A 26078-nucleotide genomic window follows, 5' to 3' on the forward strand; every position below is an offset into this window, starting at 1 on the left:
AGGCCGAGGTGGTGCGCCGCATCTTCCGCGAATACGCTTCTGGCAGAAGCCCGAAGGAGATCGCATTCCAGTTGAACCGGGAAGGTGTTCCCGGTCTCCGCAACCGTCCCTGGATCGACGCCACCATAAGGGGCAATGCGGCGGCTGGCACCGGCATCCTCAACAACGAGCTTTATGCCGGGGTTCTCGCATGGAACCGGCAACGCTTCATCAAGAACCCCGAGACGGGCACGCGCGTCTCGCGCATCAACCCGGAAAGCGAATGGATCAGGGCCGAGGTTCCGCATCTGCGGATCGTGGACGATGCGCTCTGGCAGGCGGTGCGCGAGTGCCAACGTGGTATCTCGGCCCTGTTCGGTCCCAACCTCACCAACACCCCCGAGAGCCGCGCCAAGCGGCTGCACCTGACCAACAGGCCCGTCACCCTGCTGTCCGGCCTGCTCACCTGCGGCTGCTGCGGCGGCAGGATCAGCATGGTGATGACCGATCGCTATGCCTGCCGCAACCATCTGCGCAAAGGCATTTGCGACAACGGCCGCACGATCCGGCGCGACGAGATCGAGGCGCGCGTGCTGGCGGGGTTGCGCGACCGGCTTGTATCGTCCGAGGCGGTCGCGGAAGCGGTGCGCGCCTATGCCAAGGAAGCCAACCGGCTGAACCGTGACCGGCGGGCGCAGGCGGACGCGGACCAGAAGACGCTCCAGAAGAGCGAGCGCGCCATCGCCGGCATCATGGCGGCTATCGAGGACGGGCTATATCAGCCATCCATGAAGGCGCGGATGAACGAGCTTGAGCGGGAGAAGGCGGAGATCATAGCCCGCATGGCGCAGGCTCCTGCCGATGTGCCGGATGTGCATCCCAACATCGCCAACATCTATCGCAGGAACGTGGAGCGGTTCACCGAAGCCCTCAACGATCCCGATGGTGGCCGCGAGGCGGCCGAGGCGTTGCGCTCGCTCATCGGCGAGATCGTGCTGACCCCCGGCCCGAAGCGCGGCGAGGTCCATGCCGAGCTACGCGGCGAGCTTATGGGCATCCTCGCCTTCGCCACCGAGCAGAAGAACAGCCGATCCGTCCGTATTATGCCGCCAGTAGCATCTTGTGCGTGATGGAGACGAGCTTGACGCCGTTCTTGGCGAGCTTTCGGACATAGAACTCGAACTCGAAGTGGTCGCGGAAGAAGCGGCTGAACGAATGCACCACGACCACGTCGAAGGGCGCAGGCTTGGACGTACCAGCCTCGATCATCCGCTGACCGAATCCGGCCAGTCGTCGGTAACGGTCCAGTCACTAAGATCGTGTTTGACCGGCCGCCCGATATGCGGCGGCGTCGAGGCTCTGGCATACCCGTAAAGATCGTCCGGCAGCGCGCCGGACACGGCGCGCCTTCGTATGCGACTGCGATGGGCGCGCTTCCTGGGCATGCATCCAGCATCGCCCGGATCCTGCCAATCCAGAACAACCGATCCGCCGCCGATTGCCGCCGTTTCCTGGATGGTTGCGTCTGTGCGTCGAAGCGCATCATTCTTTTCCCCTTCCGGCTCGCGAAGAAACCGCCAGGCCCAGGAACACGGTCATCGCCCGATTGAGCCGCACCATGTCCTCATCATCGAGACGTCCGATCTGCGCGCCCATCTTTGCCTTGGGTACGGTGGTGATCTTGTCCACCATCAGGCGGCAAATGGAGCGCAGGCCGTTCCGCTCGTTCGGCTCGACCGCAAGGCGGAACAGCGGAGCGTCGGTCGGATCGGTGGTGAAGGCGCAAATCGTGATGGAGTCAGTGGCATCGAAGCTGTCGTCCTGCACGACGACGACCGGGCGCGGTTTGCCCGCATAATCCTTGCCGCCGGAGACGGTCCAGACCTCGCCGCGCCTCATTCCTCATCGCCGTCAGGATCGATGGCGGACACGGCGTCGACGAAGCCTTGATCCTCCTCAGCGTGAGCGCTGGCAGCTACCGCCTGGGACTGACGATGCGCTTCGTCTCGGAAAGAGGGCGCGCGCACGTCGGGCACCCAGATCTGAATGGGCCGCAATCCTTGTGCGCGCAGCCGATCGCGATGTTCCCGAACCTTCACCCGCACGGGCTTGGAATTCGACGTCATGGCCAATGATGATCTCCGCCATGTCAGTTACATGTAACTTACCACAACCCCTCCCGGGCTGACCACCGCCTTTCCTTACAGAAGGGAACCCGATCTACTCTGCCGGACCGCAATCCCGTTATCTTTCTCAAGCCTCTCGTTTCGGGATCTTGCTCGCGATAGGAATTAAGGCTATCGTATAGATTGTATTTGCTGTCAGGCTTCTACTCCTTGCTGGAGTACCGCAAGCGTCCGGCCCCAGGCGGAAAGGTGGGATAGGCCGTTCGTTCCTGGCGTTATCGAAGCGGCTCGCCGCCGCGTCTTCGAAGCCGGGCGAACCAGTTGTCGTAGTCGTGATGTCGGGTCGCTTCTCGTGCGGGACTTTGTCTCCGCGTTAACGAGAGGGTGACTGTCATGTCTGACATCGATCGTCCGACGCTTGCCGTCATTGGCAGCATGGAACTCCTGTCAAATGCGGGGCTGCGCATTCTTGACAGGCGCAAGATCGCCGCACGCGGCAAGGAAGTTCAGGCTCTGCAGATCGAAACCGAAGGCGGCTCCTTTTGGGGCATCACTCGTTCGGGCGGCGAGCAGATATTTGCTCACGCCATCGACTATCGTGCCAACGTCGACGCGCTCCTTCATCTGTCGTCCGTGAAGAAGGCTGATCAAGCCGCCTGGGCAGACTCGGTCGGGGTGATGGGCGCCAGGAGAGCGGCTTTGATGAAGGCGATAAAAAGCCAGAGCCAGGCGAGGAGCCGTCGGAAGTTGTAGCCGACGGCGGCGAGGACGGCGTTGGCGGCATCGCCGATGGCGCCGGCGAGATGATTTCGGCCCATGCCGTGGTCGGCCTTGAGGTGGCCGATGACGGGTTCGACGGCGGCTCTTCTTCGCATCTCGCGGCGGACGGCGTCGGTCATGCCGCGCTTCTGGCCGGCGGTGTAGACCTTGAAGCGGTGGCTCTCGGGTGCGTTGTGGCCCTTGTAGCCGGCATCGGCGATGATGCGGGTGAGCGTGGCACCGACCTGGTTCTCGATGGCGGGAATGACGGTTTCGAGCGTGTGCCCGTCATAGGGCTTGCCCGGCAGCGCCTGGACATGGGTGACGAACTGGCCGCCCTTGGAGCGTCATCGACGAGCGGTCGAAGGGCAGTCGATGGCGGAAGAACTCCTCGCCGCAGAAGAGCTGGAAGTACGGATTCTCCAGCCAGCGATCGCACAGCGCCTCGTCGGACAGGCCATGCATCGCCTTCAGGATCGCCAGCCCCGCCATCAGCCGGGTCGCCAGCGGCGGATGGCCGGGCGCATCCGTGTAGACCGCCCCCAGCCGCTCTTCCAGAAAGCGCCAGTCGATCGCCCGCCCGAGCCGGACCAGCGCGTGGTGCGGGTCGACGATCTGATCAAGCCGAGCCCGGAACAGATCGCTCTGCCCGCTGTCCCGCCGCTCCTTCGGACGCATCGAAAAGTCCCCCGATCATCGATCCGGGAACCAGTGAATCACGCCCGCAGCGCCAACGCAATTTGCAAGTTTATCAGCCCCAAAACCGCCCAATCCTGCAAAAGAAAAATCTCCGCCAACCATGATCCGGAAGCCTTTTCAAGGGCTTCCCAATTCTTCACGGGTGACGACTCTTAGAGTATCCGTTTTGATCACGCGGGTTTAGGGGCCATTTTCGACCGGCTTTGCGAAGGCGTCGGTGCGCTGACGGTCACCGCAGGTTGGGGCGGGCCTCGGACAGCAGCGCGTGCCCTCTGAGCCGGCCTTGGGCGATCGCCTGGAGGATCAGGTCGGCCATCAGATCCCGAATGGTCGTGGCGGCATTCGACAGCTCTCGGTTCCAGACGAAGCAAGTCACCCGCTCCGGGGTCGGATTGACGATCCGCCGCCCGGCGAGCACGCCGCTTTCGATGTCGTGGGCAAACGTCGAATAGGGCACCACCGTGCTGACGGGGCCGCTGCGCACGATCTCATGGTAGACGGCGACCGCATCCTGCTCATAGGCGATGTCGAGCGCAAAGCCCGCCTTTGCCGCGAGGTTTTCGAGCTCGATGCGAAGCTGATTGCTCGGACCGCCCATGACCAGGCGGTGGTGGCGAAGCTCGGCGAACTCCACGCATGCCTCGTCGCCCTTGGTATCGCCGCCCTGTCGTTCCGTGTGTCGAGGCCCGGCTTCCCGCGTGAGCTCGGATCGCGGACCAATCAGATAGAGATCCTGTGCCAGCACCGGCTCGGCCGTCACCTTCTCCATCGCCAGGGCGTTGGGCAGAAGGCCGAAATCGACCGCGCCGGTCTCGATCATCCGGCTGGAATCCGGAAAGGACGGATCGGTGATCTGCAGCTCGATCAACGGGTAGCGATGCTGTGCCTGCCAGAACAGGTCACCGGCCAGGATCGGCACGAGCGACTTCGACAGGGCGACGGTTACCTGCCCCGAGGGCGCGCCTTCGGCGTTGCGGACCTCTTCACGCACCTGGGCGGCATGGCGCAGCACGGCGTCGGCGCGGGGCAACAACCGCTGGCCCGCCTCGGTCAGCCGCACGCCATGCACCGACCGGTCGAACAGCCGGACCGCCAGGCTTTGCTCGAGCTGCCGCATCTGCACGCTGAGGGCCGGCTGTGCGAGGCCCGTCTCGCGCGAGGCGGCCGAGATGGACCCGGCCTTGGCGATCGCCAGAAAGAGCCTGAGCTGTTCCAAGCGCATTGCGGCCGCTCCTCATGCCATACGAAATTACGATGGATTTTATACCAACATAATATTTTTCATATACCCCATCCGCCCCTATGCTCCTCTTCGAACCGGCATCGGCGTGACCGAGCCTCGATCAAGAAGGGCTTTCGCGGTGACCTACTCATCCCTGATCCGGAACGTCTTCGGCGATCGTGCCCAGGACGGCCCGCTCTTTTCCTTCTGGACCCACTTTCCGCATTGCGACCGCGATGCCGAATGCCTTGCCGAGGCCACGGTGGAGACGCAGCGCACCTTCGATCTCGATTTCGTCAAGACCGCTCCTAACGGCATGTACGCGGTCGAAGATTACGGCGTCTGCGTGGATTATTCTGAGGTGCCCAAAGGAGGCATCGCCAAGATCACGGCAACGCCGTTCGCGCAGCCATCCGACTGGGCGCGATTGCCCGAACTGGATCCTGCCAGGGGCACCTTTGCGCGCGAACTGCGCTCGCTGCGCATGGTTCGAGAGGCGCTTCCCGACCTGCCGATCTTCTTCACGGTGTTCAGTCCGATGACCACCGCTGCAAAGCTCAGCCAGGGCCGCATTCGCGACCAGATCCGGGCCGGTACCGAAACGGTGCTGGTGCACCAGGCGCTGGCGCGCATCGCACGCTCCACCCGCGCCTTGATCGAAGCCGCCCTCGCCAGCGGCGCCACAGGCATCTTCTTTGCCCATCAGGACACCTCGCGCCGGCTCTACGGCTATGACGATTTCAGCGAATACGTCATGCCTTACGACATCGAGGCGCTGATGGGCGCCGCACACGCGCCGTTCAACATCCTGCACCTCCATGGCGAGTCGATCCGGTTTTACGAGCTTCTCGGCTATCCCGTGCAAGCCATGCACTGGCACGATTGGGAAACGCTTCCCTCCGCCTCCGCTGGTCTCATCGCCTCGAAAAAATGCATGATCGGCGGGCTCGATCGCTGGGCGATCACCCGCAACGAAATCGACGTGCTGAAGCAGCAGGTTCGCACCTGTCTCGACAACACCGAGGGGCTGGGCGACGTGATCCTGGCGCCGAGTTGCACGGTGCGTGCCGGATTCGACGCGCGGACCGTTCACCGCCTGCGCGATTTCGTCCGCGGCATCGCGGCGGCACCTTCGCATGCCACCGCGCGCCCGAAAATCGAAAGCCAGGCGGCTCTGTCTGCCTGACCGCAGCTTTGCCCGACAGTCTGTCGATGGCTCAAGGCGCCGGGACAGGGCGTATCGAGACCCTTGCGACACCGGCGCTCGCCCCTTGCGCCAAGGCGGAGGTGCCCTGATCGTCGGTCAGCGTGTTGGGGTTGCCGCCGTGATCGACGAGCCGTCCGTCGGTCCCCCGCATGGGCCGGTACCAGCCACCGGTCGGCAAAATCACATGACCGGGCACGACCCGATGATCGGCGCAGACCGCGACGCGCACGATCCCCCGCCCGTTGTGAATCTCGGCCAGGTCGCGATCCGCGAGCCCCGCTGCCTGCAAGTCCTGCGGATGAAGCCGCGCGACCTCGTGACCGTCGATGCGCGCGCGGGCGGCCACCGCTGCGCCGTCGAGCTGACTATGGAGCCGCTGTTCGGGCTGCGGTGAGAGCAGACGCAGCGGGTGGCGATCGTCCTCTGCCGCATCGGCGGCCAGCGGCACGCAAAGCGGCTGACCCAGTCCGGCATCGTGGTCGAAGACCAGAGCCGGAGCCAGATCGATCCGGCCGCTCGCCGTCTGCAACGGCGCGGCATCCGGGTCGGCGACGAAGTCCGCCAGCGGCTGGGGCAGATCCGCGGGCAGGGTCGGCGCAGCGATCCGCGCAAAGCCCTGTGCGGTGAACGCCTCCCAGTCGGGCAATTCCGGATAGGTGGTCCGATATCCGTCATAGAGATGGCGCAGCCACTCGGTCTCGCTGCGCTCTTCGGTGAAGGCGTTGGCGAAACCCAGATGCGCGGCGATCGCCGCAAGGCAGGCGTGGTCGGTCGGAATGCCGTCCGGCGCGGGTCTGACCTTTTTGCTGAAGGCGATCCAGTCGTCGCGCGAAGCGGCCGCGATATCGTTGCGCTCGAAGGGCAGAGCCGAAGGAAAGACCAGATCTGCGTGGCGTGCCGTGGCGGTCCAGACGCTGTCGTGAACGATTACCGTTTCGGGGCGCTTCCAGGCGCGAGCCAGGCGATTGAGGTCCTGGTGATGGTGAAAAGGATTGCCGCCCGCCCACCAGACCAGGCGAATGTCGGGAAGCTCGATCGTCGAGCCGTCGTAAGGGATCAACGCGCCCGGCCGTTCGAGCATCTCGGTGAGCCGGGCAACGGGAATGAAGTCCGAAACCGGATTGCTGCCCTGGTCGAGCGCCGGCCCCTTCATCCGCCGCACCGGGTTTCCGATCGAAGAGACCGCCGACAGGCCGAAGGCGACACCGCGGCCCGGCCGGCCGAGGTCTCCGGCCATGGCAGCCAGCACGATGGCGGCCCAATAGGGCTGCTCGCCGGCCCGCGCGCGCTGCAGCGACCAGGCCATGTTGACGAGGCTGGGTACCGAGGCGATGCGCCGCGCCAGCGCCCGCAGCGTTTCGGCGGGAATGCCGGTGGCCGCGGCGGCCCAGTCTGGCGTCTTCGCGACGCCGTCGATCGCCCCGGTCAGCAGCGCCTCGACCTTTTGCCACCCCGTGCAGCAGCGCTGCAGGAACGCCCTGTCGGCGAGGTCCTCGGAGAGCATCGCATTGGCGATGCCGAGGAGCGCGTGGGTATCGGTTCCCGCCCGGATCGCCAGATGCTCGCCGATCGGCGCATCGCGGGCGTCGGAGGAGATCGTCAGCATTTCGCCGCCCGCCGCCCGGAACCTCTCCAGCCATTCGCCCGTCATGTGACGCCCCGTGCCGCCGGATTCCACCTGGGCATTGGCGAGCCGCATGCCGCCGAAGGACAGGATGAACGGCCGCGCCGCCACGATGCGGTCCCAGGTCGGATTGAAACCGCCGGGATCGGCGTATTGCCCTCCGACGAGGTGCGGGATCAGCACCTTGGCGGCGCCATAGCTATAGGTGTTGCGTGCCGAGACGAAGCCGCCGGCCAGATTCAGGAAGCGTTTGAGCTGGCTCTGCGGATGGTGAAAGCGCCCCGCGCTGCCCCAGCCATATGAGCCGGCGAAGATGGAGCGATTGCCGTATCGCTCGCGCGTCTCCGCCAGAGCCTTGGCGGCGAGCCGCGTCGCATCGTCCAGCGACAATGGAACGAAGCTGTCGTCGCCGCGCGCCGCCCCGCCGTCGCCGTCGAGCCAGCCGCGGCGCGCCATGGGTTGGCGGATGCGCGTCGGATGATCGGCGAGATCAAGGAAATGCAGGCCGACCGGCGAGGGCGCCGGATCGTGGCGGAACGGCACGAGATGTGGGCCGTCCACCCCATCTTCGACCTCGTAGAAGCCGAAATGCGTGGCAAAAAGGTGCATCGGTCCATCCGTGAGTAGAGCGGCGGTACGAAAGCGGTGTGGGCTCGGAAATGCTCGCCCAAACCGCTCCGAATCTATGTATCAGCCGCTTTTTTGCGGCGTCAGATGATCCACCTGACGGCAAACTGAACCAGGCCGTCGCCGGCGTCGGTAAAGCCGCCGCTATTCCTTCGGCGTCATGTCGAAGGCGCGCATCCAGTCGTCGCCCCGCGCCTGATAGTCGACGCGGTCGGAGACGCCGTAGGTTGCCGGCTGCGCATAAAGAAACACGACAGGGGCTTCCTCGCACATGATCTCGGTGGCTTTCTTGTAGGCGGCTTCGCGTTTTGCCTCGTCGGTGGTCGAGATGCCCTCGATCAGCGCCTGATCGAAAGCGTCGTCATTCCAGTAGGAATACTGGTTGCCGGGCTTGAACAGCGTCAGCAGGCCGTCGGCGTCGATCGTCGCCCAGGATTGGCCCAGCAGCGAGAAGCGGCCGAGATCGTGCGCCTTGCGATACTTGTCGAGATAGGCGCCGAACTCCATCGACTGCATGTTGGTCTTGACGCCGACGTCGGCGAACATCTGCGCAACGGCCTGCGCGACCTCCTCGCCCTGAAGATAGGTGCCGGTCGGGATTTCGAATTCGAAGGTCTGGCCGAGATCGACGCCGCTCTCCTCGAGAAGCGCCTTGGCCTTCTCGGGATCGTAGGGATAGGCCTTCAGATCCGGATTGTAGCCGAAGTAATAGGGCGTCATCACCTGGCAGTTCGACACGGTGGCGAGGCCGTCGAACAGGGCGTCGGCAATCAGGTCCTTGTCGACGGCGTAGTTCAGCGCCTGGCGGAACAGCTTGTTGTCGAGCGGCGCCTTTTCGGTGTTGAACTTGATGAACACCGACCGCGTACTGTCCACGGCGCCGGCCGAAGCGTTGGGGGCATCCTCGATGCGCTTGATCTCCGAGGCCGGCACCTTGTTGATCATGTCGACCTCGCCGGCGAGCAGGGCGGCGATCCGGCTGGCGGTTTCGGGGATCACCCGGAAGGTGACGCTGTCGAACTGGGCGGGCTTGTCGCCCCAATACTTGTCGTTCGGCACCATGGTGATGTGGTCGCCGGGCACATAGTCGGAGACCTTGTAGAGATAGCCCGACATGGTCTCCGTGACCGGGTCGTGGTCGGCGGTCCATTTCGGCGGCAGCAGCATGAACATCGACAGCTGCGCCGGCAGTGCCGGGAACGGGTTCTTGGTCTTGATGGTCAGTTCGGTGGGCGAATTCACCTCGACCGTGTCGATCGAGGAAAACCAGGAGGAAATGCGCGTCGGATTGTCCGGATCGGTGACGCGCTGCAGATTCCACTTCACCGTTTCGGCGTCGAGCGGCTCGCCATTGGCGAAGGTGGCCCCCTCCACCAGGGTGAACGTCCAGGTCGTGTCGTCGACGGCCTTCCACGACGTGGCGAGCGACGGCACCAACTCGTAGGACGGATCGCGCAGGATCAGCGTTGGGTAGATGTGGCTCAGCACCGACAGATCCAACCCGACCGACGCGGATCCGTGGGGATCGAGCGTGTTGATCGCCGAGCTCTGAGCGAGGGTCACATCCATGGCGGCGGCCGGAAAGGCGGCCCCGACGGTCAGCGCAGTGGCCGCGGCGAGGAGCGAGACTGTTTTCATCATGGCGGTTCCCTGTCGTTGTTGATTTGTCGGCTTCGGGGGTGTCGCGGGCGGCTTCAAAGGCGCGCCTTCTAGGTCGTCGAATGGTCGAGCACGAAATGGCCCGGCGCGATTTCCTTCATCTCGGCTTCACGCGGCGGGATGTTGCGCGCGACGTCGAAGGGCGTGCGCGGGGCGCGCACCCGATCGGGATCGGGCACTGGGATCGCGGCGAGCAAAGAGCGCGTATAGGGGTGCTGCGGGTCGGAGAAGATCGCCTCGGTCGGCGCCAGCTCGACGATCCGTCCGCGCAGCATGACCGCGACGCGCTGGCACAGATAGCGAACCATGCTGAGATCGTGGGCGATGAAGAGATAGGCGAGGCCGAGCCGATCCTGCAGATCCTGAAACAGGTTGACGATCTGCGCCTGGATCGAGACGTCGAGCGCGGTGATCGGCTCGTCGGCCACGATGAAGGTGGGATTGAGCGCGATGGCGCGAGCGATGTTGATGCGCTGGCGCTGGCCGCCGGAAAACTCGTGCGGATAGCGCGACATGAAGCTCGGCTCCAGGCCGACGATGCGAAACAGCTCCGCCACCCGATCGGTGAGCGCCGATCCACGCTCGACGCCGTGCACCACCAGGGGTTCGCCGACGAAGCGTCCGACCTTCATGCGCGGATTGAGAGCCGAATAGGGATCCTGGAAGATGATCTGCATCTGGCGGCGGTACTTGTGCAGCGCCTGGCCGCCCAGATGGGTCAGTTCCTGGCCCTTGAAGCGCACCTCGCCGCCATCGGCCTTTTCGAGCTGCAGCACGACGCGCCCGGTGGTCGACTTGCCGGAGCCGCTCTCGCCGACCAGGCCGAGCGTTTCGCCGTCCGCAATCGTGAAGGAGACGTCGTTGATGGCATGGACGAGCGGCTTGGGTGCGCCGAACAGCCGTTTTCCGCCGCCATAGCTGCGCATCAGGTTCGTCACTTCGAGAAGCGGCATCGGGCTCATGATGCGGGCTCCTTCGCGGCGGCGAGACAAGACGGCAGGTCGTACCACGCCGCCACCTGGTGGCCGGACACGTCGCCCACCTCGCGCAGCGGCGGCATCTCGCGGCGGCACTGCTCGGTGGCGAAGGGGTTGCGCGGCGCAAAGGGATCGCCGGGCGGCGGATTCGCCATATTGGGCGGGCTGCCGGGGATCTGGTAGAGCCGGTGCTGGCCGCGCGCCCCCTCGTGCGGCAGCGAGCGCAGCAGACCCCAGGTGTAGGCCGAGCGCGGATCGTGGAACACCGGACTGACCGGTCCGCGCTCCATGATGCGGCCGCCGTACATGACCTGGATCGTGTCGGCGAGTTCGGCCACCACACCCATGTCGTGGGTGATCCAGATGACCGTCGTGTTGAACTCGTCCTTCAATTTGCGCACCAGATCGAGGATCTGCGCCTGAACGGTGACGTCGAGGGCGGTGGTCGCCTCGTCGGCGACGAGCAGCCGCGGATTGCACGACAGGCCGATGGCGATCATCACGCGCTGGCGCATGCCGCCGGAGAACTCGTGCGGGTACTGCGACAGCCTCGCTTCGGCGTGCGGAATGCCGACGATGTCGAGAAGCTCGACCATGCGGGCCTTCAGCGCCCGGCCCGATAGTCCAGAGTGACGCTCCAGCACCTCGCGCAATTGCCGCCCGACGGTCAGCACCGGGTTGAGCGACGACATGGGATCCTGAAACACCATGCCGATCTCGCCGCCTCGAATGTCGCGCATCTGGCGATCGTTGAGCGCCATCAGGTCGCGGCCGTTGAAGAAGGCCTGGCCGGACACGATCCGGCCGGGGGGACGCTGCAGCAGACCCAGCACGGCAAGGATATGGACGGTCTTGCCCGAGCCGCTCTCGCCGACGATGCCCAGCGTCTCGCCGGCTTCGACCGTATAGCTGAGGTCGTTGACCGCATGGACGATGCCGCCCGGCGTGTCGAACTCGACGGTCAGATTGCGGATATCGAGGAGCGGCGCCACCAATCAGACCTCCAGATAGCCGCCCCGCGAACGGGTGAGGAATTCGTGGCCGTCCTCGGTGATCAGCACCGTGTCCGAGATCTGGGTCGCCGCCTCGCCGGGCACCCGCAGGTTGGGCTCCAGGGTGAAGAGCATGCCGGGGGCGAGGATCACGTCCGACTTGGCGTCGAGGGAAACGTGCTCGTGGGCGCCGATGCCGATGGTGTGGCCGATCCGGCCCGGGATATTCTTTTCGTACCCGTGCTCGACCAGGCCGCGCTTGGTGATGTGGAACAATTCGGCCATGGGCGTTCCAGGCTTCATCGCCGGTTTGATCGCCTCGCGGATCTCGAGGATGGTGTCGAGCGCCCGGCGCTGCGCCGCCGGCAGCGGCCCCATCGCCACGGTGCGCTCGTTCTCGGCGTGAAGGCCGTTGGCGACCGTCCAGATGAAGATCGACACCGCCTCGCCCTTCACGGGCCGCCGCAGGGTGGGGTTGTCGCAATTGCGGAACATGCGGTCGCCCGCCAGGCACCAGGTCCACAGGCCGTTCTGCGCACCACCCTCGAGGGTGCCGAAATCGGCGACCTCCACGTCGGGGAGGTCGCCCGCCCAGAGCGCGTTCATGGCGGCCATCGATGCGGTCGCCACGTCCCGCTCGGTGCCACCGGCCGCCAGCGCTTCGATGGCAGCCTCCATGCCGGTGTCGGCGAGCCGCGCGGCGACCCGCGCCATGGCGATCTCGTCGGGGTCCTTGACCATGCGGCAGCGGTCGAAGAGCGCCGAGGTGTCGGCGAAGTGCGCGGCCGTCAGCCGCGCCTCGATCTGGCGGAAGCGGGCGACAGGCATGTGGTCGAGCTCGAGTCCCAGCCGGCCTGCCGCGACGCCCTTCTCGGCCAGGATGGCGGCGAGGGCGTCGAGCCAGTTCGGCCCCATGGTGACCTTGGTCGACCAGGCGCCGTAGAGGCGGATGTCCTCGACCCAGCTTTCGGAGCGGCCGTGGTCGTCGCGCAGCGCGTGGCACAGGAGCACCGGTTCGCCGTCGAGCGGCAGGATCACCACCAGCGGATGGGAATAGATGATCGGGTTGAAGCCCGAGAGATAGAAGGTGTGCTCCGGCTTGAAGCAGACCAGCGCGTCGATGCCGGCTTCGGCCATGGCGGCCTTCAGGTGGGCGAGGCGGGGCAGATCGCGGCTCATTTCGCGCTCCGTGTCTTGGGATCGAAATAATCTCGCAGCCAGTCGCCGAAGAGGTTCACCGACAAGACGGTGATGACGATGGCGAGACCCGGGAAGGTGACGGTCCACCAGGCCGAGGAGAGGTAGACGCGTCCGTCGGCGAGCATCCGCCCCCAGGATGGTGTGGGCGGCTGCACGCCGAGGCCGAGAAAGCTCAGCGCCGCATCCATGATGATGACGCGGGCGAGTTCCAGCGTGCCGACCACCAGGGCCGGCGTCAGCACGTTGGGAAGGATGTGCAGGAACATGATCCGCGCGGTGGACGCGCCGATGGCATGGGCGGACTGCACGAACTCGCGTTCACGCAGGCTCAGAACCTGGGCGCGGATGATCCGCGCATAGCGGATCCAGGAGGTGAGGGCGAGCACCAGGACGACGTTGTGCAGCGACGGCCCGAGCGCCGCGACGACGAGGAGCGCCAGCAGCATCAGCGGAATGGCGAGCTGGATGTCCACCAGACGCATCAGCAGACGGTCGGTGAGGCCGCCCTTATAGCCGGCAAGGACGCCGAGCACCGTGCCGACGACGCCGCCGAGCAGCACCGCGGTGGCAGCGACGATCAGCGTCATGCGGCTTCCGAAGATCAGCCGCGAGAGGATGTCGCGACCGACCTCGTCGGTCCCCAGCGGATGGGCGCCCGGCGAGAACAACCCGCTCCAGGTGGGATCGGCGAGGCGAGCGCGCAGATCGCCGCGCGTCGGATCGGGCAGGTCGAGCATCGGCGCCAGCAGCGCCAGCGCCACGATGAAGACGAGCAGCACGGCGCCGACCAGCCCGGCTCGCGAACGCAGGAGTTCCCTGAAGAAGTAGCGCATCTCCGGGCCTCCCTACCGCGTCGTCCGAATGCGGGGATCGAGGAGGCCGTAGAGCAGGTCCACCGCGAAGTTGATCAGAACGAAGATCGTCGCGATCAGCGTGACGCCCGCCTGGATGACCGGGAAGTCCTTGACATCGATCGCCTGGATGATCAGCCGCCCGATGCCGGGCCAGGAAAACACCGTCTCGGTCACCACCGAACCGCCGAGCAGTTCGCCGGTCAGGATCGCGGTCATGGTGACGACGGGGATCAGCGCGTTGCGGGCAATGTGCCAGAAGAAGATCGTCGAGCGCAGCAGCCCTTTGGCCTTGGCGGTGCGCACGTAGTCCTCCTTGAGGATGTCGAGGATGGACGAGCGCAGCAGCCGGGCGATCGAGGCGGAGACGAACACGGCCAGCGTAAAGGCCGGAAGCACGAGATGGCTCAGCGTTCCGTAGCCCCCCGTCGGCAGCCAATGCAGCTGGACCGCGAAGAACAGGATCAGCATGATGCCCAGCCAGAAGACCGGCGTCGCCTGACCGAGCAGGGCGATGGCCATCACCAGCAGCTCGATCGCGCGCCCACGTTTGAGGGCCGCGATGGCGCCCGCCACCGAGCCGATTGCAACGCCCAGCACGATGGCGGTAAGGGCCAGCTGCGCGGTGGCCGGCAGGCGCTCCAGCACCACCGCCATGGCCGAGCGCCCATGCTGGAAGGAGGTGCCGAAGTCGCCGTGCAGGATATCGCCGAGATAGCCGACATACTGCATGATCAGCGGCTGATTGAGTCCGAGATGATCGCGCAGCGCCTCGATCTCCTGCGGCGTGGCGCCGATCGGCAGGAGCAGCGCGGCCGGATCGCCCAGAACGCGCGTGACGAAGAAGACGATCGTCACCACGCCCCAGACGGCCAGAAGCGACTCGCCCAACCTGCGGAGGACGAAGCCGGTCATAAGGGGGTTCCGGACAGGAAGCGGCGAATGCGGGCCAGAACCTCGGCATTGCGCTCGTGGTGGCAGGCGTGGTTCGCGCCGGGCACCAGCCAGCTCTCGGCATTGGGGCACAGTTCGCCGATGAGCCGGGTCTGGCTCGGCGGGCAGATCCAGTCCTTCTCGCCGCAGAAGGCGAGGGTCGGAACCCGCATCGAGCTCAGCGCGTCGCGCAGGTCGTGCTCCTTTTCCCGGAACATCGCGTTGTGGGTTTCGGCATGCAGATGCATGGTGCGCGTGCGTTCGAGCGCGCCGTTCGGATCGAACGTCTCGTAATAGAGAGGCTGCAGCGCGAACCAGATCAGCCGCAGCTCAACGTCGTCCACGACGTCTTCCGAGAACAGCTTGTCGATCATCTCGGGCGAGGCCGACGGCACCTTGGCGATACGCGCCTTGAAGGTCTCGACCGCCTCGGCCTCATGGTGGTGCGACGGCGCGGTGCCGCGCACGATCAGGTGCGTCAGATGCTCCTGGTAATGGACGGCGTAGGTCAGCGCGATCATGCCGCCGAACGAGCCGCCCTCCAGGATGATCTTGCCGTCGTCCCCGCAGAAGTGGCGGCGAAAGGCATCGAGGTCGTCCGCATATTGACGGAAGTTCATCGGATAGGTGATCGAGGAGAGGCCGCAGCCGCGCTGATCGTAGGCGATCACCCGATAGCTGTCGGCGAGCGCGGCATAGGCGGTCCACTCGCCCAGATAATCGCCGATCCCCCGTCCTCCGTGGAGGAGAAAGACGGTCTGTCCGTGCTCTTCGCCTGCGATGCGATAGCGGAACCGCGCACCGTTCAGTTCGACATAGTCCTCGCGGCCCGACAGGCTCATTTCGATCGCTCCTGAAGAAGAGGGGTGCTGTCGACCCATTCGTCGCCGACGAGTTCGGGCGTGGCGAAGGCCTGCAGATTGGCGAAGTGCACCGCCCGGTCGGCCACGAACAGCTCGGCGACGATGCCGCGCATCAGCCGGTCGGCGCCGGCCGAGATCGCCGGGATGTCGCCAGAGAGCTTGCCGTGGCTCAGCATCGCAGCATCGTTGAAGCAATGGATGCGCGCCAGGATCGGGCACGAGCCGGGCGTCTTTTCGATGAACTCGAAGGCCTCACCCAGATAGGGCGCGTCGGTCATGAACGGCTTGGCCGAGCCCATCTCGGGATCGTAGACACCGTCGCGCCAAGTCTTGATATGAGGGGCGATGGCGGCGAACTCGTCGCGGCCGAAGAAGTCGTTGCGAAAGCCGGTGGCGGCGATCACGAAGTCGGCGGCAAAATCGCCATGGGGGGTCTTGACCAGGATCGCCTCGCCCGTCTCGACCACACTCTCCACCGGACAGCCGAGAAACAGGCGGGCATTTTCGTGGCGGGTGACGCGCAGGGTGGAGGAGCGCGGCGGCGGCACCTGCTGGTCATTGACATAGTCGTTGAAGCGGTACTTCCAGGCGTCGGGCAGATGGCGCATGCCGTGGACGACGCCCTGGCTGCCGATGCCGGTCATCTTGTTGATGCGCGGCAGATCCTTGCGCCGGACCAGCATGTCGAGGCAGTCCGCACCGGCCTCCAGCGCCGTTGCCGCATTGTCCATCGCCGAGGCGCCGGCACCGACGACGACGACCCGCTTGCCCTTTAGCGCCGAAAAATCGATCTCGTCGGCGCTGTGGGCCCAGAAGCGACGGTCGATGCCGGCGAGGAAGGGCGGCACTGCACCGCCGCCGAGACCGGACCGACCGGTGGCCAGCACCAGATGACGGCAGTATTCCACCCGTTCGCCCTCGGCATCGACGAGCGTCACGGCGACGAGGTCGTCGCCGGCGGCCTTGATGCCGGTGAGCCGGGTCTCGTTGACCACGGGCAGGTCCAGCACCCGGCGGTACCAGCGCAGGTATTCCATCCACTGGCCCTTGGGGATCTTGTCGAGCGCCTCGAAAGCCGCTTCGCCGAATTGCGCCTCGAACCAGGCCCGGAACGTGAGCGCGGGCAGACCGAGAGCCGGCCCCGCCAGCGTCTTCGGCGAGCGCAGGGTCTTCATCCGTGCGAAGGTGTCCCACGGCCCTTCGAGCCCTTCGGGGGCGGCGTCGTAGAGCCGGACGTTGTCGACGCCGGCGAGTTTCAGCCGCGCCGCGCCCGCTAGTCCGCACATGCCCGCACCGACGAAGATCACGTCGCGCACGGGCCGACCGTCGTAGTGCCGCGCCGGCACCCAGCTCTTGGCGGGCAGCTCCAGAAGCGTCAGGTCCTTGTTCAAGCGCGCAGCCAGCGCGGCAAGCCCGATCGGCTCAGTCATGACAGGCGTGAGAGAAATCGCCCGCCGCGATGGCGCGGGCACGATTGTCGAAGGGGCATGAGCTTTGGTCACGATCGGGCAAGCGGGGGATTGGGGTGAAGGCTATGCAGCGGCCGGGTCTCTCAAGGTCGGACATCATACCGTTTTCGAATTATTCCCATCGAGAAATGCCTTTCCCGCATCATCGTGATGCGAGCGAATTTAATCCATTCACAGGTCCGATCGCCGATCACGCTGTCTTGCGCTCTTCAGGCCTGCCGGTGTCATCGAGCCTCGGCTCGAAACGGAGGCCGAGCGGTCCCAATCGAACCCCGGCGCGCAAATTCCGGTAGGAGTACCGATCGAGATCGACGCGGTGCCGTCCGGGGGCCCGCACCAGCAGAACGGCGCGCGCCATCGGCTCGAAATCGGCGCGAAAATGGACCGAGCTCTTGAGCGCCAAAAGGTCGTAGCGCGCGGCATCGAGACCGAGATGACCGAACACCATCGGGTCGTATGGCTGCATGGGGTTGGATGCTGTGACGATGTCGATGCCGCCCAGACGCAGCACCGCCGAGGGACCGAGATCAATGTCGCGCCCGCCGACGATCTGGCCGGTGCCGCGAAATCGTCCGTTCGAAAGGGTGCGCACCTCAAAGCGCGCGGCCAGAGGCGTTACGCCGTCCGGACCATGCCGGCCGCCCAGCGCCAGGTCGATGGTTGCGCCGGTGCCGGCCGCGTGAGCCGCCGCCGCCGCCTCAGGATCGATCATGATGGCAAGCGCCGCATTGTCGACCTTTGCTGCGACCATCGCCTTCAGAAGGTCGGTGGTATCGCCTGCGCCACCACCACCCGGATTGTCCTGCGTATCGGCAAGGATCGCCGGGCCGGCTCCGCTGATCTGGCGGACTGCCGCGAGCGCCGCATCCGGCGCATGGACCGGAACCGCGAAATCCGCCTCGGCGGCGACGAGCGCGGCGTGAAGTCCCTGCGCGGCTGCCTCGACCGCCGCAGGATCGTATCCGATGGCGAGCACGCTGGGTCCGCTCTCCGGCGCATCCGATGCGGGGAAACCAGGAACGTATTCCAGCGCCGTTACGCCCTTGGGCAGCGGCGAACAGGCGGCGACGAGGTGCCGGGACGGCTCGACCAAAGTGCACTCGAAGGGCAGCGGGATCAGGAAATCGCCTCGCAGGAGGGACTTGGCTCGCGGCCGTCCGTCCTGGAAGATCCGTTGGAGTTGGTGGGCGGCACGCGCCCCGGCGACCTCGCGGTCGGTATGCGGATAGGTTCGGTAGGCCGCCAGCCCGTCGAGCGCTTCGACCATCGCGCCCGACAGATTGCCGTGATAGTCCATGCTGGCAACGATCGGCCGATCCTCGCCCAGTCGGTCGCGAATCCGCCGCAGGATCTCGCCTTCGGCGTCGAGATGGCTTTCGCTGATCATCGCGCCATGAAGGTCGAGATAGACTCCGTCGACGGCACCGGCCCGTTCGAGATCCTGCAAGACCGCCTCGCAGAAGAAATCGACCACCTCGTCGGCGACTGGGGCTCCGGCCCCTCCGTGCATCCAGACCGACGGAACCAAGGTCGCCCAGGCCTCGGCCGCCGCCAGGAAACCCGAGGTGCCGAAATTGTTGCCGTCGTGAAAGACAAGCAGATCCGTGCCGCGCTTCAGACCGGGAAAGTCGGTGTCGGCGAGAAAGGTGTCGAGCGGCGTGCGGCCGGGCGCGAAACTATTCGTTTCGTGTGCGATGCCGGCAATCAGGATACGGGGAGAGGCCATGGCGGATATCCGGATCGCCGGCTCTGGCGATGCAAGAGCCGGCGCCATCTGACGGACTATTTCTTCAGCGTGATGTCCTGGGCGCGAACCCAGTCATCACCGCGCACCGTCCAGTCGATCCGATCGGACATGGCGTAGACCACCGGCTGATTGAACAGGAAGGCGGCCGGCGCCTCTTCGCACATGTGGGCGGTGGCGTCTGCGTAGAGAGCCTTGCGCTTCGTTTTGTCGACGGTCGCGCGGGCCTTGTCGAGCAGGTCCTTGAACTCCTGGTCGTCCCAGTAGGCGTAGACCGATCCCATCTCGAACAGCGCCAGCAATCCGTCGGCATCGAGCGTCGGCCAGGCCTGCCCCAGATAGGACAGCTGCCCGAGGTCATGGGCGCGAATGTACTTGTCGATATAGGAGGAGAAGCTCATCTCCTTGATGGTCACGTCGAAGCCCACGTCCTCGAGTTCCATCTCCGCCACCTGGGCGATTTCGGATGCCAGCAGGTAGCGCCCGACAGGCACTTCGAGCTCCACCGGAATGGGTGTCGCGATGCCCGTTTCGGCGATCAGCGCCCGCGCCTTGTCGGGATCAAAGGGATAGGGCTCCAGCGTCTCGTTGTAGCCGAAATAGGCAGGCGAAAGCACCTGGCATCGGCTGACTTCGCCGTGGCCGTCGAACAGCGCATCGAGCATCCCTTCCTTGTCGAGCGCGTAGTTCAGCGCCTGGCGCAGCTTCTTGTCGCCGAACGGCTCCTTCAAGGTGTTGATCTTGAGAAACATCGAGCGGACGGAGGATACCGCGCCCGCCTTGCCCTTGCCGCTGTCGTTGATCCGCGCGATCTCGGTGGGCGGAATATCGAAGATGAGGTCGAGCTCACCGGCCATCAGGCCCGCGACACGCGCGGCGCTTTCCGGGATCGACCGGATCGTCACGTCGTCGAACTCCGGCTTGCCGCCGTAATAGTCCTCTCGCGCCTTCAGGACGACACTGTCGCCGGACGTGTAGGACACCAGCTCGTACGGGCCGCTGCCCATCGCCTCCTTCGAAGGATCGTGCGATTTGGTCCACTCCGGCGACATCAGGAAGAACATCGACATCTGGTCGAGAAGCGCCGGATAGGGCTCGGATGTCTTGATTTCCAGCTCGTAGGGCCCGAGCACCGTTACGGCACTGATCGACTTGAACCAGGGCGCGTTGTGCTTGGGATCGTCGGGATCGAGCATCGACTCGATGTTCCACTTCACCAGGTCGGCGTCGAGCACCGTGCCGTCGGAAAAGGTGATCCCCTGGCGCAGCGTGAAGTGCCAAGTGGTGTCGTCCACCGCCTCCCAGCTTTCGGCCGCCGCAGGCGCGATCGACAGGTCCGGCTGGCGAATGACCAGCGGCGTATAGAGGTGGCTCGCGACGGAAAGATTGGTCTGCACGGTCGAGGATTGCCGCGGATCGAGGGTCGTCACGTTGGCCGAGACGGCCAGGGTCAGTTCTTCGGCATAGGCCGGAACGACGAGGCCGGAGCTGAGCAGAAGAGCGGCGGTGAACATCGGCCGAAGCATCATTTCGGACTTCCCATCATGAGAGGTAGAATTATTCCCTATAGGCATAAAGAACCATATTGAATTCGAAATCAACATGATTGAAGTGGTTTCCGCCCATTTTCTGAACCCTGCCCAGAAATCCGGCAAACGGCGGCGCCGGCCACGGTCCGGAGCGCCATAGTCAGGCGGTTGCGACCGCTTCGGTGTCGGGAAGCGCGAGCTCGCCGGTGTCGAGAAACCGGTCGATCGCCGCTGCAAAAGGCGCGACGTCGATGCCTTTCTCCCGCAGCCAGGCCGGATCGTAGTACGTATCGGTGTAGCGTGCTCCGCTGTCGCAGATGATCGAAACCAGCGAACCCTCGCGCCCGAGCCGCATCGTCTGGGCCGCGACCCAGCAAAGTCCGAAGAAGTTCGTTCCGGTCGAGGCGCCCACGCGGCGGAAGATCCGATCGGACAGCACCTGCATCGCGGCAATCGAGGCGGCGTCGGGGATCTTGATCATATGGTCGATCACCGAGGGCAGGAACGACGGCTCGACACGCGGGCGGCCGATTCCCTCGATCTGCGAATTCTGCATACAGGTCGCCGTGCGATCCCCGGTCTTGAAGCAGTCGTAGAAGACGGAGTTCTCGACGTCGACGACGCAAAGGCGCGTGTCGAGATTGCGGTAGCGGATGTAGCGCCCGATGGTTGCCGAGGTGCCGCCGGTACCGGCATTCATGACGACCCAGTCCGGCACCGGGTGCAGTTCGCGTTCCATCTGAGCGAAGATGCTCTCGGCGATATTGTTGTTGCCGCGCCAATCGGTGGCGCGCTCGGCATAGGTGAACTGGTCGAGATAGTGGCCGCCGGTTTCGGCCGCCAGCGCCTGGGCGGCGGGGTAGACCTCGCTGGCACGGTCCACCAGATGGCACCGTCCGCCGAACCGTTCGATCTCGGTGATCTTCTGGCGCGATGTCGAGCGCGTCATGACGGCGATGAAGGGCAGGTCCAAGAGCCGCGCGAAGTAGGCCTCTGAGACCGCAGTGGATCCCGAGGACGCCTCGACCAGCGTGGTACCCTGACGGATCAGGCCATTGCAGATGCCGTAAAGCACCAGCGAGCGGGCGAGCCGGTGCTTGAGGCTGCCGGTCGGATGGGTGCTTTCGTCCTTGAGGTAGATGGAAATGCCCTTCAGGCCGGGAAAGACCGGCTTGATCAGGTGAGTGTCGGCGGAGCGGCGGGCATCGCCCTGCAGCAATCCCACGGCGCGCCTTGCCCAGGCGCGTTCGGCGCAGTCCGGCAGCGGCGGCAGTTCGAGATCGTGCAAGGCGTGGATCGGGGCGGCGGCGATCGCGGTATCGGTCATGACGCGGCCACCTCGATCACGGCTTCGACCTCGACCAACGCCCCCTTGGGCAGGGCCGAAACCTCGTAACAGGTCCGCGCCGGGTAAGGCGACGCGAAGGCTTTGCCGTATTCCTCGTTGATGGCTGCGAAGGCCTGGATGTCGGTGATGAGGATGGTCGTCTTGACCGTGTGGGACAGGTCGCTGCCGGCCTTTCTGGCAATGGCCGCGATGTTGGCGAGGCATTGCCGAATCTGCGCGACGGCATCGCCGCGTACCAGTTCGCCGCTCGTCGGATCAATCGGCAACTGGCCCGAGACGAACAACAGGCGGCCGGACACGACGCCCTGCGAATAGGGCCCGATGGCGGCGGGAGCAGCAGCGGTGGTGATGGGTGTCATGATCAATCTCGCGGGGAGGGGGAAGAGTGGCCGAGCGGATGCATCAGGCGGTTGGCCCAGCCGAAGATGGCAACCGCGTGAATCAGATCGACGATCTGCATGTCGTCGAGACCGGCCGAGCGCAGCCGCGCCAGATGCACGGCGTCGGCCCTCGGCGGCGTCATGGACAGAGCCTCGGCGAATTCGACGATGGCCCGGTCGCGGGCACCGAGCGCCTCGCGATCGCCGAGCCACAGAGCCGAGACCACGTCGTGCGAGCCGGCCAGACGCGCGTGCTGGCGGGCATGGACATTGGCGCAATAGCGGCACCCATTGAAGATCGAGGCCGCCAGGGCGCCCAATTCGCGATCCCGGCGCGGCAATCCGCCCTCGGCATACATGATCGCGTTGAACAGTTCGGTGCGGGCGACGTAGCTGTCGGGGTCGTGCACCAGCGTGCGAACGTAGGGCGACACGGACTTGGCCGAGGGCGTGACCTGCATGGCGTCGAGCTGACGCGTCGTCGCCGCCTCCATCTCGACCGGCGGCAAGTGCGGGAACCAGGTCAGCGGCTTGACTCTGATGGAAACCCTCTCGCTCATCGTACGGCGTCCAAGAGCGACAGGCCGTGAACGACGCGGATCTGGAAGCACACGAAGGCCAGGAGTTCCGAAAGCGCGATGATCTGCGGCGTCGTCAGACCGGCGTCGGCGAGCGCCGCAAGGTGGTTCGCGCTCGCCTTCGCCGGCTCGGCCGCGATCATGTCGGCGTGGGCGGCGATCGCCGCCAGCGCCGGATCCGCCGGCATCGCACCCTCGGCAAGCTCGGCGAGCTCGGCCTCGGCGGGCGCCCGATATTCGGCAAGCAGCCGATCGCTGCCGCCGCTGCGCGCCACGCGCCGCGCGACCGCAGCGCGCAGAGCGGGCGACAGTCCGAGGTCGTCCTGAGGATCGAGGACCGATACCCGGCAGGCCTCCGATCCTTCAAGAAAGTTGGATCGGCGTGAGCGCAAGGCGAACACGGATCCGCCGTCTTCGAGCCCCGCCGATCGGTCGATCATGTCGGGGCGTGCGTGGTAAGTCATTCTTGGCTATCTCTTTTGAATCGTCGCCGTCTGCGGCTATGCCGAGCGCCGCTAATATTCATTGAGATGATGATAGATGGATAAATATGTCAATAGTGAATAATGACCTTCCCGACGTCCGGGCGCTCGAGGCGTTTGCGGCGGCCATGGCCTCGGGGTCCATGACCAGCGCGGCACGCCAGCTCGGAACGGGCCAGCCAACCGTCACGCGTCTGGTGCGGGATCTGGAGGAAACCGTTGGTTTTGCGCTGTTTCATCGCAACGGTCCGCGGATCTCGCCCACCGATCAAGGTTTGCGTTTTTACGAGGAGGCCCAGCGCGTTCTGGCGAGCCTGCGCCAGATCAGCGAGCGGGCTGCGGCAATCCGCGACGAGCGACTTGCCTCGATCGACATCGCGATGACGCCGGCCATGGCCGGTGGCCTGCTCGGCCCGGCGCTGTCCCATATGAGCGCGGAACTGCCGGCGATCATCAATGTCCAGACTATGGACGCAGAGCATGTTGTGCGGACGTTGCGCGCCCGGATGGCCGATTTCGGCGTCTCCGCCTTTCCGCTCGACCACGCCGGCCTGACGTGCCACCTGGTTTGCGAGTCGCAACTCGTGGCGGCTCTGCCAGAGGCATCGGCGCTTGCCCAAGAGGACACGATGCCGCTGACGGCCTTGGCCGAGAACCGTCTGGTGACCCTCAGCAACCCCTATCGCGTCCGGCGCCTGATCGAGGCGGCGCTGTCGAAGGCGGGTGTCAGACCGCGCTCCGAACTGGCGACCAACTCCTCGCTCAATGCCATCGCGGCGGCCCGTGCCGGTCTCGGCATCGCCATCGTCGATCCGGTCAGCGCATTCGGTATCGGGGTGAAGGGCGTCGCCATCCGCCCGCTCGATGTCGCGATTTCCTATTCCTGGGGGCTTTTCAGTGCCACCGGGCGTGTCCTTTCAGAGCCTTTGCAGGACTTCATCTCGGCGTTCCGCTCGGCCAGCGCGGAGACGGTGCCGGGCTGCGTCATCCGCGAGCCCGACGCAGCGTGAGAAAGGCCGTGGCGCGACCTCGAGTCGACCTCGCGGCGGACCGGATGACACCGCCGCAACAAGCAGTTCGCGAGGCCGGTCGCGCCGCTTTCGCAACGGGATGAGCCGCCGTCCCGCCTGATGCTCGGAACCAGTTATCGCAGGGCGTTGCGCAGGCGCTGCACGAGGAAGTCCGAAAAGACCCGCGTCTTGGGCAGGAGATATTTGTTCGAGGCGTAGCAGATGTAGATGTTCGACTCGGGCCAGACCGTCCAATCCGGCAGCAGCGACACGAGTTCGCCCGACTGTACGGCATCGCCGCAGATGTAGTTCGCGACGATGGCAATGCCCGAGCCGCGCAACGTCGCCTGATAGATCGCCTCCGAGCTATCCGACCGCAGGTCCCCGGCCACGCGCACCGTCTCGATCGTCTCTCCCTCCTTGAACTGCCAGGTCGTGCCCGAGCGGGCATAGCGGGAAAAGCAGAGGCAAGCATGCTCGGCTAGGTCGGCCGGTGTTTCGGGCGTGCCGAAGCGCGCGAGATAGCCGGGCGTTGCGACCAATAGCTTGCGGTTGCACCCGATCTTTCGGGCCACGAGGCTCGAATCCGGCAATACGCCGATCCGCACCACCGCGTTGTAGCCTTCCTCGAGCAGGTCGACAAATCGATCGGTGTAGTTCGCCTCGATCTTCACCTTTGGATAGGTGTCGATGAAATCGGCGATGATGTCGGACAGGGCGAGACGTCCAAAGGCGACCGGAAAGCTCACCCGAAGCAGCCCCTGTGGCTCGGTGTTGTAGGAGGAGATCATGTGGTCGGCTTCGCGCAGACGCGAAAGCATATCCCGACAATGATTGTAGTAGATCTCGCCGATTTCGGTGAACACCACGCGGCGCGTGGTGCGTTCGAGCAGGCGCAGACCGAGAAGAGTCTCGAGCCGTGAGACCTTGCGGCTCAGCGTCGAGGCGGAAACTTTAGCGACGGCAGCGGCGCTGGCGAAGCTCATGGCATCCGCCACCAGAACGAAAGCGGTGATCAGCTGAATGCGCTCGATGTCGGCCACGTCGGGCAACTGCAAACGAGTATGCTGGTTCACGTCGGTTCCCTCAGATCTGGGAGCCTCCCGGATGCCAGAATGTTCCACGTTGCTGCGATCGGCAAGAGCGCAGCCTACCTGATAAGCAATTATTGTTATTGCATATTCGTTGCGCACCATTGTTGCGCTGACGCACGAAAAGGATGCGCGATTGAGTGTTTCCCTGCGGCGGACATGGCTCGATGATAGCCCGCGCCACGTTGCGCGGCGGCCGCTGTGCACGGGCGTTCACCCTTGGAGTGCCATGCGTCCGATCGGACCCGCAAAGGGCGTTTCGACACTGTGAATCCATGCATCTCGCTTTGCGAAAATCGTGTCCGATTTTCGGGCCGATGCACTTGAGCGGAGCCTCCTCGTTCGTGTCTCATTCCCCCGTCACGGAGCGTCTTCCAGCGTCCGTCTTTCTCCTGATGGCCGCGCAATGCCTGGCCGGCGCGCTACCGCCCATCATGGTGTCGCTCGGCGGCCTCGTCGGCAACGTGCTGTCGCCCAGCCCGGTGTTGACCACACTGCCGGTCAGCATGTTCATGCTCGGCACCTGCGTCGCCACCATTCCGGTTTCGATGCTGGTGCGGCGTTACGGGCGACGGCCGATCTATTACTACAGTTGCACTTTGATACGGGTTTTCTGATGAGCGAGGGCGGCAAGGGCTTGATGGTTTCGTCGCCAACGCGACCAGGCGAGGATGAAGATCGGCGGCCAAGAGTGGCGAAGCAGGAGGTGAGCGACCAGCCGCAGGATTT

25 protein-coding genes and 2 pseudogenes are annotated in these 26078 nt (G+C 65.1%); 5 read left to right on the forward strand and 22 right to left on the reverse strand.

Annotated elements, in window-relative coordinates:
* Nucleotides 1-1109, forward strand: a 1109-nt coding sequence (locus SMD10_RS22410; protein WP_331687974.1) for a recombinase family protein, incomplete at its 5' end; no start/stop codon positions are given.
* Here SMD10_RS22410 and SMD10_RS22415 read toward each other — a convergent pair.
* The 3 genes and pseudogenes from SMD10_RS22415 to SMD10_RS22425 form a co-directional block, all read right to left on the reverse strand.
* A pseudogene (locus tag SMD10_RS22415) lies at nucleotides 1096-1254 on the reverse strand (recombinase family protein); the annotation flags it as partial. The gene SMD10_RS22410 and the pseudogene SMD10_RS22415 overlap by 14 nt on opposite strands.
* Before the next feature lie 267 nt (nucleotides 1255-1521).
* A complete protein-coding gene (locus SMD10_RS22420; RefSeq protein ID WP_331687975.1) occupies nucleotides 1522-1878 on the reverse strand; it encodes a type II toxin-antitoxin system PemK/MazF family toxin in 357 nt (118 codons plus the stop codon).
* Nucleotides 1875-2111, reverse strand: coding sequence for an antitoxin MazE family protein (locus SMD10_RS22425; RefSeq protein WP_432757302.1), 237 nt, complete (start codon nucleotides 2109-2111; stop codon nucleotides 1875-1877). The genes SMD10_RS22420 and SMD10_RS22425 overlap by 4 nt, the downstream gene beginning before the upstream one ends.
* Nucleotides 2112-2498: 387 nt before the next feature.
* Here SMD10_RS22425 and SMD10_RS22430 point away from each other — a divergent pair, with 387 nt between their 5' ends.
* On the forward strand, nucleotides 2499-2858 hold the full coding sequence (locus SMD10_RS22430; RefSeq protein ID WP_331687998.1) for a hypothetical protein: 360 nt from the start codon (nucleotides 2499-2501) through the stop codon (nucleotides 2856-2858).
* Here SMD10_RS22430 and SMD10_RS22435 read toward each other — a convergent pair.
* The 3 genes and pseudogenes from SMD10_RS22435 to SMD10_RS22445 form a co-directional block, all read right to left on the reverse strand.
* Nucleotides 2753-3542, reverse strand: a pseudogene (locus tag SMD10_RS22435) (transposase). The gene SMD10_RS22430 and the pseudogene SMD10_RS22435 overlap by 106 nt on opposite strands.
* A 38-nt stretch (nucleotides 3543-3580) precedes the next feature.
* Nucleotides 3581-3703, reverse strand: coding sequence for a hypothetical protein (locus SMD10_RS22440; RefSeq protein WP_331687976.1), 123 nt, complete (start codon nucleotides 3701-3703; stop codon nucleotides 3581-3583).
* Between the two features lie 89 nt (nucleotides 3704-3792).
* Entirely contained in the window at nucleotides 3793-4785 is a 993-nt protein-coding gene (locus SMD10_RS22445; RefSeq protein ID WP_331687977.1) for a LysR family transcriptional regulator, read from the reverse strand.
* Nucleotides 4786-4924: 139 nt separating this feature from the next.
* On the opposite strand from SMD10_RS22445, the gene SMD10_RS22450 reads away from it, so the two are divergent.
* Entirely contained in the window at nucleotides 4925-5971 is a 1047-nt protein-coding gene (locus SMD10_RS22450) for a uroporphyrinogen decarboxylase family protein (RefSeq protein WP_331687978.1), read from the forward strand.
* Between the two features lie 31 nt (nucleotides 5972-6002).
* Here SMD10_RS22450 and SMD10_RS22455 read toward each other — a convergent pair whose 3' ends face one another.
* The 15 genes from SMD10_RS22455 to SMD10_RS22525 form a co-directional block, all read right to left on the reverse strand.
* Entirely contained in the window at nucleotides 6003-8225 is a 2223-nt protein-coding gene (locus SMD10_RS22455) for a molybdopterin-dependent oxidoreductase (protein WP_331687979.1), read from the reverse strand.
* A 162-nt stretch (nucleotides 8226-8387) separates the two neighbouring features.
* Complete coding sequence (locus SMD10_RS22460; protein WP_331687980.1) at nucleotides 8388-9884, reverse strand: ABC transporter substrate-binding protein; 1497 nt, start codon at nucleotides 9882-9884, stop codon at nucleotides 8388-8390.
* Nucleotides 9885-9952: 68 nt separating this feature from the next.
* Nucleotides 9953-10864 (reverse strand): ABC transporter ATP-binding protein, encoded by a 912-nt coding sequence (locus SMD10_RS22465; protein WP_331687981.1) that lies wholly within the window; start codon nucleotides 10862-10864, stop codon nucleotides 9953-9955.
* Nucleotides 10861-11871: an ABC transporter ATP-binding protein gene (locus SMD10_RS22470; protein WP_331687996.1), complete on the reverse strand. Its 1011-nt coding sequence runs from the start codon at nucleotides 11869-11871 to the stop codon at nucleotides 10861-10863. The genes SMD10_RS22465 and SMD10_RS22470 overlap by 4 nt, the downstream gene beginning before the upstream one ends.
* Before the next feature lie 3 nt (nucleotides 11872-11874).
* Nucleotides 11875-13050 carry a M24 family metallopeptidase gene (locus SMD10_RS22475; RefSeq protein ID WP_331687982.1) on the reverse strand — a complete coding sequence of 392 codons (1176 nt, stop codon included), beginning with the start codon at nucleotides 13048-13050 and terminating at the stop codon, nucleotides 11875-11877.
* Nucleotides 13047-13904: an ABC transporter permease gene (locus SMD10_RS22480; protein WP_331687983.1), complete on the reverse strand. Its 858-nt coding sequence runs from the start codon at nucleotides 13902-13904 to the stop codon at nucleotides 13047-13049. Before SMD10_RS22480 ends, SMD10_RS22475 begins: the two co-directional genes overlap by 4 nt.
* 12 nt (nucleotides 13905-13916) lie before the next feature.
* Complete coding sequence (locus tag SMD10_RS22485) at nucleotides 13917-14837, reverse strand: ABC transporter permease (RefSeq protein ID WP_331687984.1); 921 nt, start codon at nucleotides 14835-14837, stop codon at nucleotides 13917-13919.
* A complete protein-coding gene (locus tag SMD10_RS22490) occupies nucleotides 14834-15697 on the reverse strand; it encodes an alpha/beta fold hydrolase (RefSeq protein ID WP_331687985.1) in 864 nt (287 codons plus the stop codon). The genes SMD10_RS22485 and SMD10_RS22490 overlap by 4 nt, the downstream gene beginning before the upstream one ends.
* The gene (locus SMD10_RS22495) at nucleotides 15694-17148 is read right to left on the reverse strand and encodes an NAD(P)/FAD-dependent oxidoreductase (protein WP_331687986.1); all 1455 of its coding nucleotides are present in this window, start codon (nucleotides 17146-17148) and stop codon (nucleotides 15694-15696) included. Before SMD10_RS22495 ends, SMD10_RS22490 begins: the two co-directional genes overlap by 4 nt.
* 229 nt (nucleotides 17149-17377) lie before the next feature.
* Nucleotides 17378-18913: a M81 family metallopeptidase gene (locus tag SMD10_RS22500; RefSeq protein ID WP_331687987.1), complete on the reverse strand. Its 1536-nt coding sequence runs from the start codon at nucleotides 18911-18913 to the stop codon at nucleotides 17378-17380.
* Between the two features lie 56 nt (nucleotides 18914-18969).
* Nucleotides 18970-20460, reverse strand: coding sequence for an ABC transporter substrate-binding protein (locus SMD10_RS22505; RefSeq protein WP_331687988.1), 1491 nt, complete (start codon nucleotides 20458-20460; stop codon nucleotides 18970-18972).
* Between the two features lie 160 nt (nucleotides 20461-20620).
* Nucleotides 20621-21787: a PLP-dependent cysteine synthase family protein gene (locus SMD10_RS22510; protein WP_331687989.1), complete on the reverse strand. Its 1167-nt coding sequence runs from the start codon at nucleotides 21785-21787 to the stop codon at nucleotides 20621-20623.
* Complete coding sequence (locus SMD10_RS22515; RefSeq protein ID WP_331687997.1) at nucleotides 21784-22170, reverse strand: Rid family detoxifying hydrolase; 387 nt, start codon at nucleotides 22168-22170, stop codon at nucleotides 21784-21786. Before SMD10_RS22515 ends, SMD10_RS22510 begins: the two co-directional genes overlap by 4 nt.
* A complete protein-coding gene (locus tag SMD10_RS22520) occupies nucleotides 22170-22748 on the reverse strand; it encodes a peroxidase-related enzyme (protein ID WP_331687990.1) in 579 nt (192 codons plus the stop codon). The genes SMD10_RS22515 and SMD10_RS22520 overlap by 1 nt, the downstream gene beginning before the upstream one ends.
* Nucleotides 22745-23230: a hypothetical protein gene (locus SMD10_RS22525; protein WP_331687991.1), complete on the reverse strand. Its 486-nt coding sequence runs from the start codon at nucleotides 23228-23230 to the stop codon at nucleotides 22745-22747. Before SMD10_RS22525 ends, SMD10_RS22520 begins: the two co-directional genes overlap by 4 nt.
* Before the next feature lie 86 nt (nucleotides 23231-23316).
* Between SMD10_RS22525 and SMD10_RS22530 the strand changes: the two genes are divergently transcribed.
* Complete coding sequence (locus SMD10_RS22530; RefSeq protein ID WP_331687992.1) at nucleotides 23317-24258, forward strand: LysR family transcriptional regulator; 942 nt, start codon at nucleotides 23317-23319, stop codon at nucleotides 24256-24258.
* Nucleotides 24259-24392: 134 nt separating this feature from the next.
* Here SMD10_RS22530 and SMD10_RS22535 read toward each other — a convergent pair whose 3' ends face one another.
* On the reverse strand, nucleotides 24393-25334 hold the full coding sequence (locus tag SMD10_RS22535) for a substrate binding domain-containing protein (RefSeq protein WP_331687993.1): 942 nt from the start codon (nucleotides 25332-25334) through the stop codon (nucleotides 24393-24395).
* Between the two features lie 359 nt (nucleotides 25335-25693).
* Here SMD10_RS22535 and SMD10_RS22540 point away from each other — a divergent pair, with 359 nt between their 5' ends.
* On the forward strand, nucleotides 25694-25966 hold the full coding sequence (locus SMD10_RS22540; RefSeq protein ID WP_331687994.1) for a hypothetical protein: 273 nt from the start codon (nucleotides 25694-25696) through the stop codon (nucleotides 25964-25966).
* The last annotated feature ends 112 nt before the right edge of the window (nucleotides 25967-26078 follow it).

The organism is Consotaella aegiceratis (assembly GCF_036541425.1).
Taxonomy (GTDB): Bacteria; Pseudomonadota; Alphaproteobacteria; order Rhizobiales; family Rhizobiaceae; genus Consotaella; species Consotaella aegiceratis.

Excerpts from the sequence above, each read along its gene's own strand:
- SMD10_RS22420 (WP_331687975.1), bottom strand. The coding sequence starts at position 1,878 with ATGAGGCGCGGCGAGGTCTGGACCGTCTCCGGCGGCAAGGATTATGCG.
- SMD10_RS22430 (WP_331687998.1), top strand. The coding sequence starts at position 2,499 with ATGTCTGACATCGATCGTCCGACGCTTGCCGTCATTGGCAGCATGGAA.
- SMD10_RS22445 (WP_331687977.1), bottom strand. The coding sequence starts at position 4,785 with ATGCGCTTGGAACAGCTCAGGCTCTTTCTGGCGATCGCCAAGGCCGGG.
- SMD10_RS22455 (WP_331687979.1), bottom strand. The coding sequence starts at position 8,225 with ATGCACCTTTTTGCCACGCATTTCGGCTTCTACGAGGTCGAAGATGGG.
- SMD10_RS22460 (WP_331687980.1), bottom strand. The coding sequence starts at position 9,884 with ATGATGAAAACAGTCTCGCTCCTCGCCGCGGCCACTGCGCTGACCGTC.
- SMD10_RS22465 (WP_331687981.1), bottom strand. The coding sequence starts at position 10,864 with ATGAGCCCGATGCCGCTTCTCGAAGTGACGAACCTGATGCGCAGCTAT.
- SMD10_RS22475 (WP_331687982.1), bottom strand. The coding sequence starts at position 13,050 with ATGAGCCGCGATCTGCCCCGCCTCGCCCACCTGAAGGCCGCCATGGCC.
- SMD10_RS22480 (WP_331687983.1), bottom strand. The coding sequence starts at position 13,904 with ATGCGCTACTTCTTCAGGGAACTCCTGCGTTCGCGAGCCGGGCTGGTC.
- SMD10_RS22485 (WP_331687984.1), bottom strand. The coding sequence starts at position 14,837 with ATGACCGGCTTCGTCCTCCGCAGGTTGGGCGAGTCGCTTCTGGCCGTC.
- SMD10_RS22490 (WP_331687985.1), bottom strand. The coding sequence starts at position 15,697 with ATGAGCCTGTCGGGCCGCGAGGACTATGTCGAACTGAACGGTGCGCGG.
- SMD10_RS22495 (WP_331687986.1), bottom strand. The coding sequence starts at position 17,148 with ATGACTGAGCCGATCGGGCTTGCCGCGCTGGCTGCGCGCTTGAACAAG.
- SMD10_RS22500 (WP_331687987.1), bottom strand. The coding sequence starts at position 18,913 with ATGGCCTCTCCCCGTATCCTGATTGCCGGCATCGCACACGAAACGAAT.
- SMD10_RS22505 (WP_331687988.1), bottom strand. The coding sequence starts at position 20,460 with ATGATGCTTCGGCCGATGTTCACCGCCGCTCTTCTGCTCAGCTCCGGC.
- SMD10_RS22510 (WP_331687989.1), bottom strand. The coding sequence starts at position 21,787 with ATGACCGATACCGCGATCGCCGCCGCCCCGATCCACGCCTTGCACGAT.
- SMD10_RS22520 (WP_331687990.1), bottom strand. The coding sequence starts at position 22,748 with ATGAGCGAGAGGGTTTCCATCAGAGTCAAGCCGCTGACCTGGTTCCCG.
- SMD10_RS22525 (WP_331687991.1), bottom strand. The coding sequence starts at position 23,230 with ATGACTTACCACGCACGCCCCGACATGATCGACCGATCGGCGGGGCTC.
- SMD10_RS22530 (WP_331687992.1), top strand. The coding sequence starts at position 23,317 with ATGTCAATAGTGAATAATGACCTTCCCGACGTCCGGGCGCTCGAGGCG.